The organism is Nocardia sp. NPDC056541 (assembly GCF_042794235.1).
Classification (GTDB): Bacteria; Actinomycetota; Actinomycetes; order Mycobacteriales; family Mycobacteriaceae; genus Nocardia.
Window position 1 is genome coordinate 34,508 of sequence record NZ_JBHTUD010000019.1, and the last position, 18,954, is coordinate 53,461.

Below are 18,954 nucleotides of genomic sequence, written 5' to 3' on the forward strand. Positions count from 1 at the left end.
CGTACACATCCAAGCGCGAGTGGCGAAATTGGCAGACGCGCCAGATTTAGGTTCTGGTGTCCACGGACGTAGGGGTTCAAGTCCCCTCTCGCGCACAGATTTGTGGCATCTATGCCACTTTCCAGCCTGTTCGACGCCCTCGGCGCCGGGTGCGGTGAACGCCGGTGATCGAGCCCGTCGTTCCGCCGCAGACCCCGCTCCAGGAACGCATCCACGGCCCGCTGCCGGTGCGTTTCATCCCCCGCACAACCGACCCGGAGATCATCTACGGCTTCGCTGTCGTGGGTGATGCGGGCCGTGTCACCGACCGCGACGACTACATCTGGGGACGGGTCAGCGAGTCACTGCCCTGGGTGGCCACGCAAGGTGTTACCGCCCACTGGCTGCGTCACACCACGTTGACCTGGGTCGAACGAACTTTCAGCTATGCCGTGGCCCGTGCTTTCGCCGGACACCGTGGTAAGAGTTCCGGCACTACCGACACCTACGTCAAGTCGTACTTGGACGAAGTCGCTGCCGCGCTCGCGGTACTCACCGGCGAGCCGCACCCGCTTGCGCGCGGTGTCGGGCACCCGGCTGCGACTGTCGAACTCGGCCACCGGACCATCTGAAAGGCATTGCTACGCCTGAGACGGTAAGCAACACGGACCGGCGGGTGTTGCCCGCCGATCCGTGTTGCTTGGTTGGGGATGAATGTCAGTGGGGGCTGGAACAGTTGTCGCTATGGAAGTACGAACCGTCGTTGTCGCAGGTGCCTCGCTATCCGTTGAACTTTCCGGGCGAGGGACGTTGCCCCCGCTTCTGCTCCTCCACGGCGGAATGGGGAGCACCGCCGATTTCGCCGAACTCGTGCCCCTCCTTACTCATGACCGCCGGGTGATCTGCCTGGACAGTCGCGGACACGGACGCTCCACCTTGGGCGACGTGCCGTTGAGCTATCAGCGCCTCGAGTGGGATGCGCTCGCTGTCCTGGACGAGCTCGGCGTCGCGCGTGCCGACGTGATGGGATTCAGTGACGGAGGCATCGCAGGGCTCCGACTCGCCGCGCATCACCCGGAAAGGGTCGGGATGCTGTTCACGATCGGTTCGGACTGGACCTTGCCAGAGGCAAGCCGCGCGTTCCTGTCGCAGGTCACCCCGCAAGGGTGGCGCGACCGCAACCAGAATGGCCCGTACTCCGAGGCGGCCTACACCGCGAAGAACCCGGAGCCTGACTTCGAACGGCTGGTCAGGGAGAACGTGACCATGTGGATCGACGACACCAATGCGACCGGATACCCCGGCGAGGACATCCGGAAGATCAGCGCCCCGATCGTCATGATCCGCGGCGCCGACGACCGCCTCTCCAGCCACGATCTCGCCGTCGCTCTACTGCAGATGCTTCCAGGGTCCGCGCTGCACGAACTCCCTGACGCCGGACACGAAGTCGCCGCCAGCCGACCCGCCGCCGTCGCCGAGATCGTTCGTCAGGACCAGACTCACACGGTCTGAGAATTGCCTCGTGATTCAAGAAATGTCGCTGCATTGATGTTCAGCGGTTGCTCGGTTACGTGGTGGTGGTCAGCGAGGATTCTTCCCATGGAGTTCTTCTGCCACCACCATGACCGAACCAGATCGATGACGCTCCGACGCGAGCTGCTGGCGCAGCCCTGAACTTAGATGGATCAGTTCGATAATGTGCCACCCCATGGCAATTGGCCAGCAGGCTACTGGCCGATCGCACCGTCCACGAGTGCTACTTTCAAAACGCAAGGTGCGGTGAGCGCTGGTTATCCCGCCGCAAGCCCCGCTTCAGGAACGCATCCACGGCCCGCTGCCGGTGCGCTTCATCCCCCGCAACCGTGCCCGGAGATCATCGACGGCATCGCGGTCGTGGGTGATGCGGGCCGTGTCACCGAACGCGCGGTGCTCTCGACGCTGGGATGGCTACCGGGCAGCGGCTGGCAGTGTCGCGCCGAGAGAATCGACTGATTCTCGTATGCGGACGACCGATGGCCACAAGTTCGCTCCAGTGATGCGCGCATCACTGGAGCGAACTCGGTATCGGTGATCACAGGTCGACGGTGACTCGGCGTCCTCGCGCACGGTCGGTGCACAGCAGCATCGTGTCGGGTTCGTCGAGGAACCGCGCGGTCCCCCGGCTCTCGACGGCACCGGCAAGCACCTTGACCCGGCAGGTGCCACAGAAACCTTGCTGACACGAGTAGGCGGTGCCCGGCCGGGTCGCGCGCACCGCGGACAGGGCCGACTGGTCCGCGGCGACCTCGACCTCGGTATCGGTGCGCGCCAAACGAATTCGGAACTGCTCGCCACCGATCACCGGCGGTGCCGAGAAGCGTTCGAAATGCAGTCCCGCCGCGCCCGTTTCGGGTAGGAACGCACGAAAAGTGTCGTGCAGCACGGGCGGACCGCAGTAGTAGATCGACGACCCGGCGCGGACGTCGGCGAGCAGCTCGGCGGGGTCGGGGCGGCCGTTGCGCTCGGTGGTCAGCACGCGGACCCGGTTCCGGTCCGTGGCGGCGAGCTCTGCCAGGAACGGCAGGGTCGCTTCGTTGCGGCCGAAGTAGGTGAGGGTCCAGTCGAGGCCGGAGCGGTGGGCGTGGCCGATCATGGGCAGCAGGGCGGTGATGCCGATCCCGCCGGCGACGAAGGCGATGTTGTCGACGCCGGCCTTCGACAGCCCCGGGTCAGCGAACGGAAAAGCATTGCGCGGCCCACGAATCGACAGGATCGAGCCTGCGCGTACATCGTCGTGGATCTCGGTCGACGCCGTTCCGCCGTCGATCCAGCGCACCGCGATCCGGTACGTCGTCCGGTCGTCGGGATCGCCGCACAACGAGTACTGGCGGACCGTCCCCGACGGCAATGTGACATCGATGTGCGAGCCGGGATGCCAGCGCGGCAGCTCGGTTCCGGCACAGGATCGCAGCGTCAGGCTCACCACGCCCAGCGCCTCGGTCGTCTTCTCCACGACCCGGACCGCGATGCCACGCTCCACGACCGCAGGCCCGGTCGCGGGCAGGCGCATGTTGCTGAGCGCACTGTAGAAGCGCAGCAGGGAACGGTAGGCCCGCATGACCCGGTCGGGCCGGTTCGGATCGGTGAAAGACGGTGGGATGCGGCGACGGTCGAGCACGACGCCGACCCGGTCCGTGGTGGTCCGGATCTCGCTCATGACGCGGCCAGTGCGGCGGGAGAGGCCGCGAGGTAGGCGACCGCCTGCGAGGTCGAGCCGTAATTGCGCGGATGGTAGGACGGCCTGAAGTACTCGATGGACATCTTCGCGAGGCTGCCGGGTGACGGCACCATCCCCGCGCGCCAGGCGCGGCGCGCGGCCCGCACTGTCGCGAACAGTCCGTGTTCGGCGACCGGATCGTCGTTGAGCAGCAGCCGCATTCCGCGCAAGTGCAGCAAGGCGAAGGTGGGCATCGCGACCAGATAGGCCCTGATGCGATGCCAATAGCTGCCGTCCAGATGCGTGAACAGGTCGTAGGCGACATGCCGATGTTCGACTTCCTCGGCAAGGTGCCACAGCACCAGGTCGAGCACCCGCGGCTCGATGGTGCCTCGGCGCCACGCGTCGGCGTTGAGCGCCCAGTCGCCCAGGTACGACGTGAAGTGCTCGAGCGCCGCGACAACGGCGACGCGTTCGAGCAGCCAGTTGTGCGCACGCCGGTCGGTCAGTTCGCGCTCGCCGAGCAGAGCGCGGAAGAACCACCGGATCTGGTCGGTGAACCGGGTGGAGTCGAGCCCGTGCAGGTCGAGGTAGTCGACCAGGCTCTGATGCGCGGACGAGTGCGTGGCCTCCTGCCCGATGAAACCCACGACGTCCTCGTGGACCTCGGGATCAGTGATCAGCGGCAGCGCCTGCTGGAAGACCTGGACGAAGAACACCTCGCCCTCGGGCAGCAGCATGTTGAAGCTGTTGATCACATGAGTCGAGAACGGGTCGTCGTAGACGTAGTGGAACGGCAGACCGGTCCAATCCCATTCCACGGCACGTGCTTTGAGTGCGACTTTGTCTTGATCACGCAGAGTGCTCACGGGGTTCTCCTGCCTGGGTTGCGGTGGTGGCTGCTTCGACGGCGTCGACGAACGCGCGGATGCGGTCGGCGATCTCGGCGGGGTTGAACGCCGGGGCCCAGTGGCCGCCGTCGACGTCGTGGACCTGCCACTGGTCGGCGACGTGGGCCACATCGCGCTGCGCGGCGGGCGTGATGAAGATGTCGCGACGCGGGGCGAGCACCTGCACCGGCACGCCGACCCTGCGCATGTGGGGACGGAGCAGCGTCGGTACCAGATTGGCGCTGTAGATCTTGAGGCCGGCGCGGTTGTCGCGCGCCCGGTGCGGCGAAATATCCGGTGCCACACCGGCTTCCAGTCGGTGCGCGAGCCCGATCGCGGCGTCGACTAGACCGAGCCTGCACAGCAGCGCGCCGAGCACGGGGGTGGCCAGCGCGCCCATGTACAGCGGGGACTTCCACATCGTGGCGACCGCACGCCATCCGGGCGGTCCGGCGGCGAGGCTGCTGCGCAACCAGTGCGGGACACCGTCCAGACAGGGCCCGGAGATCGAGGTCAGGGAGGCGATCGCCGAGCGCGTCGCCGGGGCCGCGGCGGCGTGCCATGCCTGCACCGCGCCCCAGTCGTGGCCGACCAGGTGCACCGGCCGGTCGGGGGAGACCGCCGCGGCTACCGCGCCGATATCGGCGGCGAGCTGATCCTTGCGATAGGCGGAGATCGCCCGGGGTTTGTCCGATTCGCCGCTGCCACGTACGTCGAACGTCACGGTGTGGAACCGGTCCGACAGCACGCGCGCGACGCCGTTCCAGACCGTCTGGTCGTCGGGGAAGCCGTGTACCAGCACGACGGTGGGCCGGGCGAGGTCGCCGGCCGTGGTGACGACCAGGCGATGTCCGTCGGTCGTCTCGATGGGGAAGCTCATCTGCGAATGCCCTTCTGCCTCGGATCATCGGTGATCCGAACGAGCTCGTCGTCTATGACGCGCTACATAGTGGGATGCCAGCAATGTAGCCGTAACTGCGTGTTACAGTCAATGGAGAATGAGTTTCTACCTGCGTAACTCAGGTGGAAATGGTGCACGAACGGGATCGTGGCAGAATCTGGATATGATGATGGACATAGGATGGTGACGCGGTGACCGCAGAGAACAGCGCGGCCGGAGTGACAGCGTCGGCCCGCGACAAGATGCTGATCGGCGCCGCCCTGCTTTTCCGGGAGAAGGGCATCGAGGGCACCTCCTTCGCCGACGTGATCGCCCGCTCGCAGGCGCCCCGGGGCTCGATCTATCACCACTTCCCCGGCGGGAAGGCACAGCTGGCCGAGGAGGCCACCCGGCACGCCGGGGCGCTGATGGCGTCGATGATCCTCAACGATCTGGCCACGAGTGGCCCCACCGCGACGCTGTCGCACATCGTCGACCTCTTCCGGCGCCAGCTCCACGACACCGATTTCGCGGCAGGCTGCCCCATCGCCGCGGGCGCGCTGGAAAGCGGCGATTTCGCCGAGGCGAAGAACGCCGCGGGCGAGGCCTTCGCGTCCTGGGAGTCGCTGATCACCGTCGCGCTGTGGCAACAAGGGGTACCGATGCCACGCGCCCAATCGCTGTCGACCACCGCGATCGCGGCGATCGAGGGCGCGATCCTGGTCGCCAAGGCGCAGCGATCGACCACAGCCCTGGATCGGGTAGATGCCGAACTCACCGCATGGCTGACGGCAGTACTGCCTACCGCGCGCACCGAGAACGACGTATGACCGACACCGCCACCGACGGGCGAGCACCGTTGCGAGCCGCGTCCACTACAGATTTCTCGCCGGAGGCCACCACCCCATGTCGACCACCACGCTGAACCCGATCGATGTCGCCTTCCTCTGGGGGGAAACGGACTCCAACCTGATGAACATCGCACACCTCGACATCTTCCGGCTGCCACCGGACGCGGGCCCGGACTTCGTCGCGGACCTGCTCGACGACCTACGGACCTACACCGGTGCGACCAGCCCCTTCGACCGCCGCATCGACTCCGCGCTGATCGCTCGTGTGCTCCCACAATGGGTCAGCGTCGAAGCGCCGGACCTCGACTACCACCTCCAGCACCATGTACTGCCCGCGCCGGGCGGACAGCGTGAGCTCGGCGCCCTCGTCTCGCGCCTGCACGGTGTACCGATGGATCGGTCGCACCCGCTGTGGCAACTGCACGTCATCGAGGGCCTCGACGACGGACGTCTGGCGCTCTACGTCAAAGGACACCACGCCCTGCTCGACGGCGTCGCCACCGTGCGGCTCGCCCGCAAAGTGATGTCGAACGATCCCGACGAACGTGGCAGGCCGGCGATCTGGGCCTATCGGGAAACCCGGAAGCCCCGGCCCCACCCCACCCCGGATTCGGCAGGTGCGGGCGCGAGCCCGGTCTCCTCGCTCCGGCGACTGATGAACGCTCCGATCCGGGGAATCGCCGATCAGCTCACGGGTGTGCAGGCGATCTCACGCATGTACGGCGGGCTGTTCGAATCCGACGCGGCCCTGGTCAAGCCGTATTCCGCGCCGGCATCGATCCTCAACGGCGCGATCACCGCCGAACGCCGGATAGCCACCCAGTCGTTCGATCTGGCGCGCATCACCGCGCTCGCTCAGCGATGCGGGGGAACGATCAACGACGTCATCCTCGCGATCTGTGCGGGCGGCCTGCGCCGCTACCTCGCCGAGATCGACGCGCTGCCCGCGGACTCACTGATCGCCGGCATGCCGATGTCGTTCCGCCCCAAGGACAGCGACGACGCCGAGGGCAACGCGACGACCATGGCGCTGGCCACCCTCGCGACCGACATCACCGATGTCCGGGAACGCGTCTCGGCGATCGTCGCCTCGACGGTCGCTGCCAAGGAACACATGAGCCGGATGTCGGGCGCGGCGGTCATGGCGTACACGGCGATGCTCATGGCGCCCTTCGGCGCGAGTCTGGTACTCGGCGTGAGCAGCCGGATCACGCCGATGTTCAATGTCGTCATCTCCAATATGCCGGGCCCGAGCCGGCAATTGCACTACAACGGTATGACCCTGGAGGAGTGGCACGCGGTATCGATCCCGCTCGACGGTCAAGCACTCAACCTGACGATCCTGTCCTACGCGAATCGCCTCAACCTGTGCGTGACCGCGTGCGCGACCGCACTGCCCCATGTCCAACGGGTCGCACCGTACTGCGGTGACGCGCTGGCCGAACTCGAACGTGCCTACGGGCAATAGCGACAACGAAAGGCAATGGCATGGAGTTTCTCCGCACCGACCGGAACGGCCCCGTTCAAACCATCTGGTTGAACAACCCGCCCTACAACTTCCTCACCGATGCCGTGATGGGTGAACTACTCGACCTCCTGCGCGCCATCGACGGTGACGCCGGAGTCCGTGCGGTCGTGCTCACCAGCGCCGTCGACGGGGTCTTCGTCAGCCATTACTCGGTGTCGGAGATCCTGGAGGGCGTCGAGGCCGCACCGCTGACGCTGAACGCGCGCACGGCGGGCGCAGCGCTGCGGATGAGTTCCTTGGCCGACCATGTTCCCGGCGGGCAGTCGGGCTTGGCCCGGGCCGGCGCGGGCGGTGTCGCGAATCTCCGCCGCTATCACGAGGTGTGCCGACTGATGCGGGAGTCCAGCACCGTCTTCATCGCCGCGCTCAACGGCCGCGCGCTGGGTGGCGGTTGCGAGCTGTCGCTGGCTTGCGACCTGCGCCTGATGGCCGATGGTCCCTTCGAAATCGGGCAGCCCGAGATCCTGGTCGGCATCATCCCCGGCGGCGGCGGCACCCAGATGCTGACTCGCGTGCTCGGCGCGGGGCGTGCGCTCGAATTGTGTCTCGAGGGCGCTCCGATCACCCCGAGCCGGGCGCTGGAGATCGGGCTCGTGCACAGATTGATCGACGCCGACGAGCTGCTGACCGAGGCGCAGGCGACGGCTGCCAGGTTGGCGAAGCGCTCCCCCACGGCGGTCCGTGGTATCAAACACGCTGTCTACCAGGGTGGTTCGACCTCACTCGAGAAGGGCCTGCACATCGAACGCGCCCACTTCCTCACCGCGGCGTCCACGCCGTCGGCCAAACGCGCGATGGCCACCTACCTCGCCGACGTCGAATCGACGATCGACGCGGGCCGCGACATGTCCGACTTCGTCGCGGACAGCCTGCCGGGCTGGATCGACGGCACCAAGGTGGACTTCACGCAATAGCGCGGCCAGGCTGCCGCTGCCGATCGCGGTCCCTGCCTGCCCATGACGACGTCACGGGTGGCTCGAACTCGAAGAGCTGCTCGCTCAGGTCGGCTGTGGCTGCCAACCGGGACCTCGGAACAGGAACCCGAGCTTGTCCGAGAATTTCGCCGCGTTCTGCACGTCCTGCCAGATCGCGACTATCTCGCGGGCGTTGATCTTTGCGATGTTGTAGGTGTCGACGTTCTTGGTGAGACCGTAGATCGCCTGCTCGCCCTCCGGTTCGAAGGAGCCGAAGACGCGGTCCCAGATGATGAGCACGCCACCGTAGTTGCGGTCGAGGTATTCAGTGTTGGAGCCGTGGTGCACGCGGTGGTGGCTCGGTGTGTTGAACACGAATTCGATAGGCGCCCAGAGTTTGCCGATGGCCTCGGTGTGGATGCCGAACTGGTACAGCAGGTTGATCGCGTAGGAGGCGGCGATGATCTTGCCATCGATTCCCGACAGCGCCAGCGGTGCCAGGAACGGCAGGGACGTGACAACCAGCCATGGCGTACGCAGTGCTGTGGTGAGGTTGAAGTTCTCGCTCGAGTGATGCACGACGTGGACCGACCAGAACACCCGGATTTCGTGGTGTGCGCGATGAAACCAGTAGTAGGCGAAGTCGACCCCGATCAGCGCGACGGCCCACGCAACCCAGCCCTCGAGGTGCCACGGCACCAGCGAGGAAACAGTTGCGAAGATCGCGAGCTCCGCCAGCGCCCAGGGAATGTTGAGCACTTGATACCCCACACCGGCGGCGATGGAGGTAGCTGAGTCACGGTAGTCGTAGGGCTTGCCGTGACGCTTGATGTACACGAACTCCGCCACAACGGCGACAAGGAAGACCGGAATCGCCAGCCAGATCAGCATGGTCGAGACATCCGTGCCGGACATCGCGGACGCAAGTCGGGGCACGACGACTACGGCAGCCGTGCTCAGTCCCGCGAGGAGCACTCCGAACGCCACGACGAACCTGGTCCGGCGGCGGGCCCGGAACTTCTCCCGCCACACCTCGGTAGTCGATTTCGCGCCACTCATAGGTAAACCATTGTCCGGAGCCGCACTCCACACCAGGGACCCCAGGTGTGGCTGATCGCCACCTTGTTGCCGGCAGGGCCGAATGCCCCGCCGATATCGCGACCGGGATCAGGACGGCTTCGGCACGGCTTCCGGGATGCGTCTCATCCGGAACGAGGTGAACAACCCGACGAGACCGGCCAGCAGCGGAACCAGTAGTGCCACCTGCAGAGCTAAGGGCCGAGCCTCGGTGTTGATGCGAACGATCTCGTCGCGGATCTGCGGCGGTTGGTCGACGAGCAGCTGATCGAGCTGGGTGTTGCTCATGATCTCGGCGTCGTCCTCCAGCACCTGCGCCACCTGTTGTTGCTGTGCCTGCGGGAGCACCGTGCTCGATTCCGCCATGCTCGTGAAGGTGATCGACAACGTCGCCAGCATGATGGCGCCGGCGAACGCCAGCCCGAAGGACAACCCGAACGACCCGGCCGCCGAATTGACGCCGGCGGCTTCGCTGATCCGCTCCTCCTCGATCGGGGCCAGTGTGTAGTTGTTGAGCTGGGACACCAGCAGACCCAGCCCTGAGCCCGCGATGATGAGGGGAATGATGAGCCCCCAGCCGAATTCCGCGCGGGGCACGATCGGAACGAGTACCACCGTCCCGACCGTCAGGAGCACGAATCCCCACCGGATGATGGTGCTCGCGGGCCGATCGCCCGCGTATCTGCCGGCGAGCAGCGCTACGGCGAACATGCTCAACGACAGGGGCGCGATGGACAGTCCTGCTTGCATCGCGTTGTACTCGAGCACCATCTGCAGGTAGATCGGCAGGGCGATCATCGTGCCGCCGAGGGCGATCTGCTGCAGCATCTGTCCCGAGATGCCCAGCCGGAAGGCCTTGGAACGGAACAGGTCCGGGTCGAGCAGTATCGATTTGCCCGCACGCTTGCGCCGAACGAGCCAATAGGCGAGGCCGGCCAGCGCGACGGCCCCGAGGGCCAGGAGGGCGCCGACTGCTTCGCCGCCCTCCTGCCACACCAGGATTCCCAGCACGATTCCGCCCATACCGAGTACCGACAGCACCGCCCCGACCAGGTCGACGCTGCGCGGGCCGGTATAGGACACATCGCGGACGATGCCCATCCCGGACAGCACGATCGCGATAACGACGACCTCCAACACGAACCCGACGCGCCACGACAGGTAGGTGGTGATGAATCCGCCGAGCAGTGGGCCGATCGCGGCCGCGATCGCGGCCGCCGCGCCGACCAGGGCATAGACCTTCTTCTGCGCCGCGCCTTCGAAGTTGCCGTGGATCAGCGATTGCATGGCGGGCAACAGCAGCGATGCGCCGATCCCGCCGAGCACCGCCCAGAAGATGACGATCGCGATCAGGCTCTGCGCGAACGCCATCGCCGTCGCCCCGATCGCGTAGCCGATCAATCCCAGCGCATAGGCCCGCTTGCGTCCGATCAGGTCACCTGCTTTTCCGCCGATCAGAATGAATGCGGCCGAAACCAGCGCTTCCAACGCGATCGCCGCTTGGACCCCGCTGACGGTCGTGTCGAGATCTCGCACCACCGCCGAGATCGACACGTTCATCAGCGATGTATCGACGACGAGCACGAACATCGCCATCGCCAGCAACACCGCCAGCAGTCGCTGTGTGCCGCCCGTCTGCCCAGCCGAATCGTTGCTCATCGACGCTCACCATCCCGGCAGTCGTGACGTACTTCTGCTGTTTGCTATGACCGGAATCCATTGCAACACGGAATTCACCGTGAGCGTCGGACCGACGACGCCGTGACCTCGACGAGAAGACCTGATCCGAGCGACACTCACCCGTCCCGAGCCGGCACCGCCTCCGTGACCGGTGAGTCGCGTTCGACCAGCGCGGGCCGTGCCACCAGTTCCACCACCAGCAGGGCTGCCACCGCGACGAGCACGGTCACCACCACGACCACGCCCGACGGGTACGGCCAGAACACCAGGGTCGTCACCGCGATCACGATGATGACCACCCGCAGCGGGATGCGGAACCGCGCGACCGCGGACTCGATCGGATTCGGGGCCCGCCCGTGCTCGGGGCGCAGCGCGTCGAGCGCCCGAGTACCAGCGCCACGGACCGCGGCCGCCGATCCCGACGATCCGGTGAGGTATCCGACTACCGCGATCACCACGGCCAGCACGAACACCGCCCGCAACGCGGTGCGCAGCGGAACCAGCACGGTGTCGATCAGCACCGTGGCCGCCTGCGCGGAGAGCACGTCCGCAGGGACGGCCCCCAGATACCACGACCGGCCGAGAGCGATCGCCACGGCCAGCAGCGCCATCGCGATCGCGATGCTGACTCCGACCAGCGCAACGGCGCGTCGGCGTGCGCCGTTCGGCGCCACCCACACGGCACCGACGGCGGCCAGCAGGGTCAGCCAGGGCAGCACCGCGGAGGCCTTGTCCAATGCCGAGGTCGCCCGCTGCGCCTTGACGAGTTCGGGCGATTCGAACAGCACGAACGACTTGTCGACCGTGGGGACCTTGTCCGCGAACGCGAACCCCCGATCGATCAGCGCGGCCCGAACCCGGTCGATGATCGGGGCCAGCGAGATGCTGACCACGCCCTGATCGCTGACATCGACGCCAGGCCGGGTCTGCCCGGTCAGCACCGCGACCAGCGCCTGATGCGCCTGCTCGTTGGCCTGGATCCACAGGGCTTCGAACTGGTCGGAGGCCACGAACGATGCCACCGTCCGGTGCACGAACGACTCGGCCTGATCGGCGATCACCGGCGCCAGCCCGACCACGGCGGGCGGCACGCGGGGAGCGTCGTCGGCGATCGACCGCAGCGCGTCGGCGGTGATCGCCTCGACATCGAGGCGCGTCATGACCTCATCGGTGATCTGATCGGTGAGTTCGCCCTGCAGCACCGGGTCCGACCCCAGCGCGGCCATTGTCCGGACATAGCGGTCGGTGTCGAGGACCTCGCTGTGGGCGTAGCGGGCGAGGACCGCGGAAAAGGACAGGACGGCGACCAGCACGAGCAGGACCGCCGCGCCCGTCCAGCGCAATTTCCGGTGACCGGAGGGACGTCGGCCCTCGGCCGGAGCAGCGTTCGGCGATTCCTCATCGCGGGCGCGACGAAGTTCGGTCAGTTCCTGTCGCAGGCGCTGTAGTTCCGCGCGCTCAGCCGCGTCGAGTGGTTCGTCGGCATTCACAATGCTCCTCCGATACAGCCCGAAGGCCGGCCGGGAGTTGCCGCTCCGCGGCCGGATGTTTCGTCGTTCAGACCAACTCGGGGACGCGCAGATGGGCGAAGCCGAGTCGGAACTCCGCCACCTCGAGGACCTCAGCTCCCATGGTGCGGACGGCTTCGGCGCGCATGCGATCCACCAGGGGGCGGCTGTTGTCCAATTCCTCTCGGCTTGCCCAGACCGTGGATCCCACCCCTCGGCCGGTGTCCCGGTCGACGAACAGGCTGGCGCTGCGGAATCCATCGATCTTCTCGAATTCCGGCAGCAAGCTGGACTTGAATGTGTGGATCGCCAAGTCGACTGCCGTCGGGTCGACCTGGATCCAGGTGCATCGGGTGCAGGCACTCGCGCCGGCCAGGTGATCGCGGTGCATGACCGCGACTTCCCATTCCTCGATGTGCTCGACCTGTCCGTTGAGCGCTTCGGCCAGACCGTCGCGCAGCGATCGGACGCGCATCCTGCTGTCGTGCAGGGCGTCCTCCGATTCCCACGCGGTCGTGGCGATGCATCGGCCTGTCGCCCTGTCCACCATCAGTGACATTCCGACCCACCCGTCGATTTCGGGCATATTCGGCATCACCGCATTGTGGAGGTATGCGATACCACGGTCGATCGACGACCGCTGGGCAGCGAATGTGCTGGAACGTGCGTACACGGGCCACCTCCTACTCCAGGAAGGGCGGCGCCCCGGCGGGCGCCACCGGACATATCCACTGTCCTCCGAAAAGACCGTCCACACAATGCGACGGCCGTCGTCACCACGTTCGAAATCAGGCAATATTCGACAGCGCGAAGGTATTGACATCGAGCAGATCCGGAGAAGACTGGATATACACCGGAATACCGGAATGAGCCGCACTGCCGACGAAGACGTTCGCCGACGGTAGTGACGACATTTCAGGATCTGGCTAAGCCCCCGGCAAGCCAATCGAAACCGGAGTTGTCAGCGACGACTGAGCTCATGGTTTCGATGGAGACTACCGGGGACTGTTCTGTTTACGGCCGAAATTCTCGGCAGTGCAATGAATTCGAACGACGGAGCCGCGCATGGCGGGGAGGCCCCGCCTAGGCGAGGGTGATGTCGACGGGCACCGCGGTGCGCACTGTGTGCCCCACCGGCGAGCTGGACAACACCTTCGTGTGCAGGTCCTCGAGCTGCTCCCGGGAAGCGTCCGAATCGATCGACACTGTCGCGGTGATGGACTCGAAGCCCGCGTGCCCCTGGGCGAGCCCGAGGAAAACGTGCAGGTCGAGGTCGCCCTTCACGTCGATGCGCAGATCGTCGATGCGGATGCCGGCGATCGTGGCGTTGGCCGCGTAGCCGACCGCGAGGCAGTTGCCCAGGGCCGCGAGCAGTTGTTCGACGGGGTTGGGGGCGGTGTCGGCGCCGCCGAGCGCCGACGGCTCGTCCGACGGGATCGGCGCGAACTTGCGGACGCGCGCCTCCGAGGCGAACCCACCTTTCCACCCGACATGCGCCGCCCAGGTGGTCTGCCCCTTGGCCGGATCGGCTCGAACAGCCGCCACGAGACCCCCGACGGCGTCGATATCCACGTTGTTGAGTCGGGTACTGGCTTCGACGGTCATGAGAGTCTCCTTGCGGCAGCGAGGCGGGAATACTCGAACCACCACAGGGTCCTCGCCGCAGCCGCACTCCCAACAGGGTTTGCCGCACGATGAATCCAGCGCCGGACCGGTCAGTACTCGTTCTTGATGACGAAGTAGGAACCGCGAATGGTGCCTGCGAGCTTCGACTTCTGCCGGGCGAACTTGAACGAGTCGAGCTCGGCGGGTACTTCCATTCCGTCGCTGAGCTTGAACCCGACCGCCCGCTTCTTCGCGTCGTCGATCGAGTACATCACGTTGATCGACAGGCCGCTTTCGTAGAAGACATAGGCCATACGAATGTTCTCGACCTGGAAAGCGGTAGCTTCGAGCGGGCGCGAGGCGATGACGATGTCACGTTCTTCGGCGAGTATCCGGCTCACCCGGTCGACAGCCGATGTCGCCTCGCTCGCGGGCTCCACGGTGAAGACATGATCGTATTTGTTCTTGAAATACCTGGCCTCGTTCGCCCGCAATCCCGCGAGCGCGTCGGCGACCGGCGACGACTCCAATCCCCGGGTCGAAACGGTCTCGAAATCCACAATGTAAGCCACGGCGAACTCCTCAGCGGGTACGGCCGGGTGCAGCCCGGCGAGCTGGCCGGGACCCATACTGCACCAGCACAACCCATCGCGCCCCCTGACAGGCCAGGGTGCGACGCGCGAGTTTCGCTGCGTCAGTGCGAGTAGTCGCGGAAGGTCATGACACCGCCGACCAGGACTACCACCGCCGTGAGGATGTAGACGGTGACGCGAAACCAGGTCGGCCCGTAGTAACTGACCGCCATCGACGCGCCCAACGCTGCGAGAATCAGCACCACCCCGTAGAAGGGTGTGCGTTGCTCCCTGTCAACCATTCCTCCAGTGTCCGCCGACTGCGCCGCGGGTGCCAATGCCGATCTTGCCGATCACGGTTGCCTCACCGCCGCGACACTTGTTTATACGTATACTTCTACGTATAGTCACAAGCGTTGTCCGGCAGCACCGCCGGGTCCGCACGCTCGATCGGAACGAACATGACCGTCTCGCAGATCACCCGCCCCGGAATGCTGCCCACCAGCACCTACGCACCGTGGGTCAGCTCTGCGTCGCACGTCGACCCCATCCGTGTGCTGCGATTCCTGCGCGGCGACCACGCCCTCGCTCAGCTGATCCGGTTCGCTCTGGTCGGCGGTGCCAGCAACATCGCCTATGTGCTGTTGTTCATGACCATGCACGACAGCGGTCCACTGGTCGCCAATGTCGCCGGGTCGATGGTGAGCACCGTGATCGCCAACGAATTGCACCGCCAGCTCACCTTCCGGGCGGGAAGTAGGGTCGGCGGATTCACCGCGCAGTGGGAGGGCGGCGGGCTGGCGCTGCTCGGCCTCGGCATCAGCACGGCGGCGCTGGCCGGGCTGGATTTCCTGGCGCCGGATCTCGGGGAGGTCGCGCAGGCGGGTGCGGTGATCGCCGTCATGGCCGCGGTCGGCGGTCTGCGGTTCCTGGTTCTGCGCAGTCTCGTCTTCGGGAACTAGGCGAGAGATGCGCCGAATCATTATCAGTGGCACCGTCTCCCTTATCGTGCCAGGACGAATTCTTTTGGGCAGCAGGCGTTTACGCGTCGATCGCACAATCGATACCCCCACATAATTTCGCCCTGTCAGAAATGTCTGATGAATGACGGGCCCTGCAGACCGGGCGGGACAGTTCTGCTGACCGGGCTGCCCAGTTCGGGAAAATCCACCATCGCAGCCGCCACCCGGCAGCGGGTGGCGGCCGCTGGGCATCGGGTCGAGGTACTCGACGGCGACGACGTGCGCGGGCGGCTGTGGCCCGAACTCGGCCTCTCCCCCGACGACCGCACACAGAATCTCGGCCGGATCACCACCCTCGCGCTGATGCTGGCCGGGCACGGCGTGCTCGTTCTCGTGGCAGCCATCGCGCCGTACGCCGCCGATCGCGCGCTGATGCGGGTGCGCCACGACGACGCCGGCCTCGACTTCGCCGAAGTCCACGTCGCGACAGCGCTTTCCACCTGCACACAACGCGACGTCAAGGGCCTGTACGGGCGCCGGTCCAGAGGCGAGCTCACCCAGCTCACCGGGGTCGACGCGGCCTACGAGGAACCGCTGTTGCCCGCTCTGCGGATAGACACCACCGCCGAGCCGGTCGCCGAATCCACCGATCACGTCCTCGATCTCCTGATCCGCCGGGGCCTGATCACCGCTGTGCTGCCGAGCCCTCGCCCGTGAAGCAGACGACGGCGAACCGCCTCGTACCCGCGCCGATCTTCATCCTGTCCGCGCCCCGATCCGGGTCGACCCTGCTGCGGTCGGTCCTCGACAGCCACGCACGCATCCACGCCCCACACGAACTCCACCTGAACCTGCTCACCGTCCAGGAACTGGAGTGGGCCGCCGACGACATCACCGAGCGCTACGCGAGTATCTCGCTGGACGCGCTCGGCCTGACGATCCGTGAACTCGAACATCTCCTCTGGGACCGCCTGCTGCACCACGAGCTGGAACGCAGCGGGAAGGACCGGATGGTCAACAAGACGACGAGCAGCGTGCTGACCTGGCGACGGATCGCCGCGTGCTGGCCCGGCGCCCGCTACGTGTTCCTGTTGCGCCACCCGGTCCAGATCGCCGACTCGCTGGGCCGCGCATGGGCGGATCGCCGTGAGATCGACCCGGTGCGGCGGACGCTGGAGTTCGTCGCGGCGATGAACGAGGCCAGGGCGACGCTGGACGGCCACGAGATCCGCTACGAGGACCTGACCCACCGCCCCGAGGAAACCGTGCGCGGCCTGTGCCGGTTCCTCGACGTCGAGTGGCAGCCCTCGATGCTGGACTACGGCCGTTTCGACCACGGCAGCTACATTCGCGGCATCGGCGACTGGAGCGACACCATCCGCTCCGGCGCCATCCAGCCTGCCCGGCCACTGCCCGCCGACGAGCCGATCCCGGACGCGCTGAGGACGGCGTGCCGAGAATGGGGCTACCCGGCTCGCGCGGAGCAGGACCACCGAGATGCCGCGCTGAGCTAGCGACTCAGATCCCGGAACCGCTTCACTGCCAGCGGGAAGAACACCGCGATCAACGCCAGCGGCCACACCACCGCCAGCATTTCGGCGTGTGCCCCGGCCCAGGAGTCACCGACCGCACCCGGATTGCCCAGCAGACCGCGCACCGCCGTGGCCGTCGCCGACATCGGGTTCCACTCGACGACCGCACCCAGCCAGGACGGCATCGACTCGGGCGAGGCGATGGCATTGGAGAGGAAGCTGATCGGCCAGACCAGGATCTGCACCGCCTGCACCAGCTCGGGCTTGCCCGCGACCATCGCCAGGTAGATGCCGATCCACAACATCGCGAAGCGGAACAGCAACAACAGCCCTACCGCCGCCAGGAACGAGGCGGCACCATCGTGCCAGCGCCAGCCGATCGCGTACCCGACCGCGATCATCACGATCAGCCCGACCGCCGACTGCAGCATGTCGGCGACGCTGCGACCCACCAGGACCGCGGCCGAGTTCATCGGCATCGAGCGGAATCGATCGATGACTCCCTTGCCGAGGTCCTGGGTCACCGCGAGCATGGTCGCCTCGAGACCGAAGGCCATTGTCATGGTGAGGATTCCGGGCACCAGATAATCCTTGAAGTCACCGTCGATGCCGCGCCCGCCGCCGATCAGGTAGCTGAACATCAGCAACAGCATCACCGGGAACACCAGCCCGACGACCACCTGGACGGGCTGGCGGGCCCAGTGCGCCAGCTCGCGCCTGGTCATCGTCCAGGAATCGGTGAGCGCCGTGCTCAGGGTCCGGTTCGTCGAATATGTCGCGCTCACGCCGCGTCCTCCTTGGTCAGCTGCATGAAGACTTCGTCGAGCGTCGGCCGTCTGATCGCGATGTCCTCGGCTTCGATGCCGTTGGTCTCCAGCGCCCGGACCGTCTCGGTGAGTGCCGCCATCCGGTCGCCGACCGCGGCGCTGACCATCCGCCGGTCCTCGTCCACCACCGCCTCGCCGGGGATGAGCGCGGCCGCGAGGGCCAGCTGGGTGGAGTCGTGCAGGACTACGTCGATGCGGTCGCCGCCGGTCTTGGATTTCAGCTGGTCGGCGGTGCCCGCCGCGATGACCTTCCCGTGGTCGATCACCGAGATCTGATCGGCCAATTGATCGGCCTCCTCCAGGTATTGCGTGGTCAACAGCACGGTGGTGCCGCCGTCGACCAGGGAGCGCACCGAACTCCACACCTCGGCGCGACCGCGGGGATCGAGCCCGGTCGTGGGTTCGTCCAGGAACAGCACCTGCGGTGCGGAGATGAGCGACGCCGCGAGGTCGAGCCGCCGGCGCATACCGCCGCTGTACTGCTTGACCGCTTTCTTGCCGGTGTCCGCGAGACCGAATCGCGCGAGGAGTTCGTCGGCCCTGACACCCGCGCGCCGCGCGCCCAGGTGGTAGAGACGCCCGAACATCTCCAGGTTCTGCCGACCGCTGAGTTCCTCGTCGACAGCCGCGCTCTGGCCGAGCAGGCCGATGCGTGAACGCACCTCGTCGGCTCGCGTGCGCACGTCGATGCCCGCCACCTCGACCCGCCCTTCCTCCGGCCGGAGCAACGTGGACATGATGCGCACGGCCGTGGTCTTTCCTGCGCCGTTCGGGCCGAGTACCGCGTGCACGGTACCGGCCCGAACAGCGAGATCGAGTCCGTCGAGGGCCTGCTTCGCCCCGTACTTCTTGCGCAGGCCTTCGACGACGATCGAGAGATCGTGGTCAGTCAAAACACCCTCCATCAACCAGTGATCAAATTTGACTAGATGGCCAAGGTACCGGGGCCGGTT

The 18,954-nt window shown here is 66.4% G+C and carries 20 protein-coding genes and 1 tRNA gene; 9 read left to right on the top strand and 12 right to left on the bottom strand.

Going from position 1 to position 18,954, the window contains the following annotated elements; all coding sequences use genetic code 11:
- The first annotated feature begins 13 nt into the window (after window positions 1-13).
- From ACFQ9R_RS28005 to ACFQ9R_RS28015, 3 genes are all read left to right on the top strand, one after another.
- Window positions 14-95: transfer RNA gene (locus tag ACFQ9R_RS28005), tRNA-Leu, on the top strand.
- Between the two features lie 69 nt (window positions 96-164).
- Window positions 165-611 (top strand): hypothetical protein, encoded by a 447-nt coding sequence (locus tag ACFQ9R_RS28010; protein WP_378994567.1) that lies wholly within the window; start codon window positions 165-167, stop codon window positions 609-611.
- Window positions 612-723: 112 nt separating this feature from the next.
- A complete protein-coding gene (locus ACFQ9R_RS28015) occupies window positions 724-1,491 on the top strand; it encodes an alpha/beta fold hydrolase (RefSeq protein WP_378994569.1) in 768 nt (255 codons plus the stop codon).
- A 559-nt stretch (window positions 1,492-2,050) separates the two neighbouring features.
- On the opposite strand, the gene ACFQ9R_RS28020 is transcribed toward ACFQ9R_RS28015, so the two are convergent.
- From ACFQ9R_RS28020 to ACFQ9R_RS28030, 3 genes are read right to left on the bottom strand one after another with little or no spacing between them, the layout of a single operon-like run.
- Window positions 2,051-3,175 carry a PDR/VanB family oxidoreductase gene (locus ACFQ9R_RS28020; RefSeq protein WP_378994571.1) on the bottom strand — a complete coding sequence of 375 codons (1,125 nt, stop codon included), beginning with the start codon at window positions 3,173-3,175 and terminating at the stop codon, window positions 2,051-2,053.
- Window positions 3,172-4,044 (bottom strand): metal-dependent hydrolase, encoded by an 873-nt coding sequence (locus tag ACFQ9R_RS28025; RefSeq protein ID WP_378994574.1) that lies wholly within the window; start codon window positions 4,042-4,044, stop codon window positions 3,172-3,174. The genes ACFQ9R_RS28020 and ACFQ9R_RS28025 overlap by 4 nt, the downstream gene beginning before the upstream one ends.
- The gene (locus tag ACFQ9R_RS28030) at window positions 4,028-4,945 is read right to left on the bottom strand and encodes an alpha/beta fold hydrolase (RefSeq protein ID WP_378994576.1); all 918 of its coding nucleotides are present in this window, start codon (window positions 4,943-4,945) and stop codon (window positions 4,028-4,030) included. Before ACFQ9R_RS28030 ends, ACFQ9R_RS28025 begins: the two co-directional genes overlap by 17 nt.
- A gap of 212 nt (window positions 4,946-5,157) precedes the next feature.
- Here ACFQ9R_RS28030 and ACFQ9R_RS28035 point away from each other — a divergent pair, with 212 nt between their 5' ends.
- The 3 genes from ACFQ9R_RS28035 to ACFQ9R_RS28045 all read left to right on the top strand — a co-directional run bounded on the left by ACFQ9R_RS28035 (window position 5,158) and on the right by ACFQ9R_RS28045 (window position 8,238).
- Window positions 5,158-5,775 (top strand): TetR/AcrR family transcriptional regulator, encoded by a 618-nt coding sequence (locus ACFQ9R_RS28035; RefSeq protein ID WP_378994578.1) that lies wholly within the window; start codon window positions 5,158-5,160, stop codon window positions 5,773-5,775.
- Window positions 5,776-5,851: 76 nt separating this feature from the next.
- On the top strand, window positions 5,852-7,264 hold the full coding sequence (locus ACFQ9R_RS28040; RefSeq protein ID WP_378994580.1) for a wax ester/triacylglycerol synthase family O-acyltransferase: 1,413 nt from the start codon (window positions 5,852-5,854) through the stop codon (window positions 7,262-7,264).
- A gap of 20 nt (window positions 7,265-7,284) precedes the next feature.
- Window positions 7,285-8,238, top strand: a complete 954-nt coding sequence (locus tag ACFQ9R_RS28045) for an enoyl-CoA hydratase/isomerase family protein (protein ID WP_378994582.1) — start codon at window positions 7,285-7,287, stop codon at window positions 8,236-8,238.
- An 84-nt stretch (window positions 8,239-8,322) separates the two neighbouring features.
- On the opposite strand, the gene ACFQ9R_RS28050 is transcribed toward ACFQ9R_RS28045, so the two are convergent.
- The 7 genes from ACFQ9R_RS28050 to ACFQ9R_RS28080 form a co-directional block, all read right to left on the bottom strand.
- Window positions 8,323-9,297, bottom strand: coding sequence for a sterol desaturase family protein (locus tag ACFQ9R_RS28050; protein ID WP_378994584.1), 975 nt, complete (start codon window positions 9,295-9,297; stop codon window positions 8,323-8,325).
- Window positions 9,298-9,405: 108 nt separating this feature from the next.
- The gene (locus ACFQ9R_RS28055; RefSeq protein ID WP_378994587.1) at window positions 9,406-10,974 is read right to left on the bottom strand and encodes an MFS transporter; all 1,569 of its coding nucleotides are present in this window, start codon (window positions 10,972-10,974) and stop codon (window positions 9,406-9,408) included.
- 137 nt (window positions 10,975-11,111) lie between these two features.
- On the bottom strand, window positions 11,112-12,485 hold the full coding sequence (locus tag ACFQ9R_RS28060; protein WP_378994589.1) for a hypothetical protein: 1,374 nt from the start codon (window positions 12,483-12,485) through the stop codon (window positions 11,112-11,114).
- 67 nt (window positions 12,486-12,552) lie between these two features.
- A complete protein-coding gene (locus ACFQ9R_RS28065) occupies window positions 12,553-13,098 on the bottom strand; it encodes a hypothetical protein (protein WP_378994591.1) in 546 nt (181 codons plus the stop codon).
- A 488-nt stretch (window positions 13,099-13,586) separates the two neighbouring features.
- On the bottom strand, window positions 13,587-14,108 hold the full coding sequence (locus tag ACFQ9R_RS28070) for an OsmC family protein (RefSeq protein ID WP_378994593.1): 522 nt from the start codon (window positions 14,106-14,108) through the stop codon (window positions 13,587-13,589).
- A 110-nt stretch (window positions 14,109-14,218) separates the two neighbouring features.
- On the bottom strand, window positions 14,219-14,680 hold the full coding sequence (locus ACFQ9R_RS28075) for a phage tail protein (RefSeq protein ID WP_378994595.1): 462 nt from the start codon (window positions 14,678-14,680) through the stop codon (window positions 14,219-14,221).
- A gap of 122 nt (window positions 14,681-14,802) precedes the next feature.
- On the bottom strand, window positions 14,803-14,982 hold the full coding sequence (locus tag ACFQ9R_RS28080) for a hypothetical protein (protein WP_358068566.1): 180 nt from the start codon (window positions 14,980-14,982) through the stop codon (window positions 14,803-14,805).
- A gap of 159 nt (window positions 14,983-15,141) precedes the next feature.
- On the opposite strand from ACFQ9R_RS28080, the gene ACFQ9R_RS28085 reads away from it, so the two are divergent.
- The 3 genes from ACFQ9R_RS28085 (at window position 15,142) to ACFQ9R_RS28095 (ending at window position 17,156) form a co-directional block, all read left to right on the top strand.
- Window positions 15,142-15,642 carry a GtrA family protein gene (locus ACFQ9R_RS28085; protein ID WP_378994597.1) on the top strand — a complete coding sequence of 167 codons (501 nt, stop codon included), beginning with the start codon at window positions 15,142-15,144 and terminating at the stop codon, window positions 15,640-15,642.
- 138 nt (window positions 15,643-15,780) lie between these two features.
- The gene (cysC, locus tag ACFQ9R_RS28090; RefSeq protein WP_378994599.1) at window positions 15,781-16,359 is read left to right on the top strand and encodes an adenylyl-sulfate kinase; all 579 of its coding nucleotides are present in this window, start codon (window positions 15,781-15,783) and stop codon (window positions 16,357-16,359) included.
- A complete protein-coding gene (locus ACFQ9R_RS28095; RefSeq protein ID WP_378994602.1) occupies window positions 16,356-17,156 on the top strand; it encodes a sulfotransferase family protein in 801 nt (266 codons plus the stop codon). The genes cysC and ACFQ9R_RS28095 overlap by 4 nt, the downstream gene beginning before the upstream one ends.
- Here ACFQ9R_RS28095 and ACFQ9R_RS28100 read toward each other — a convergent pair.
- The gene (locus tag ACFQ9R_RS28100; protein ID WP_378994606.1) at window positions 17,153-17,959 is read right to left on the bottom strand and encodes an ABC transporter permease; all 807 of its coding nucleotides are present in this window, start codon (window positions 17,957-17,959) and stop codon (window positions 17,153-17,155) included. The two genes, ACFQ9R_RS28095 and ACFQ9R_RS28100, sit on opposite strands and share 4 nt — an antisense overlap.
- Entirely contained in the window at window positions 17,956-18,894 is a 939-nt protein-coding gene (locus tag ACFQ9R_RS28105; protein WP_378994609.1) for an ATP-binding cassette domain-containing protein, read from the bottom strand. The genes ACFQ9R_RS28100 and ACFQ9R_RS28105 overlap by 4 nt, the downstream gene beginning before the upstream one ends.
- Window positions 18,895-18,954: the final 60 nt, after the last annotated feature.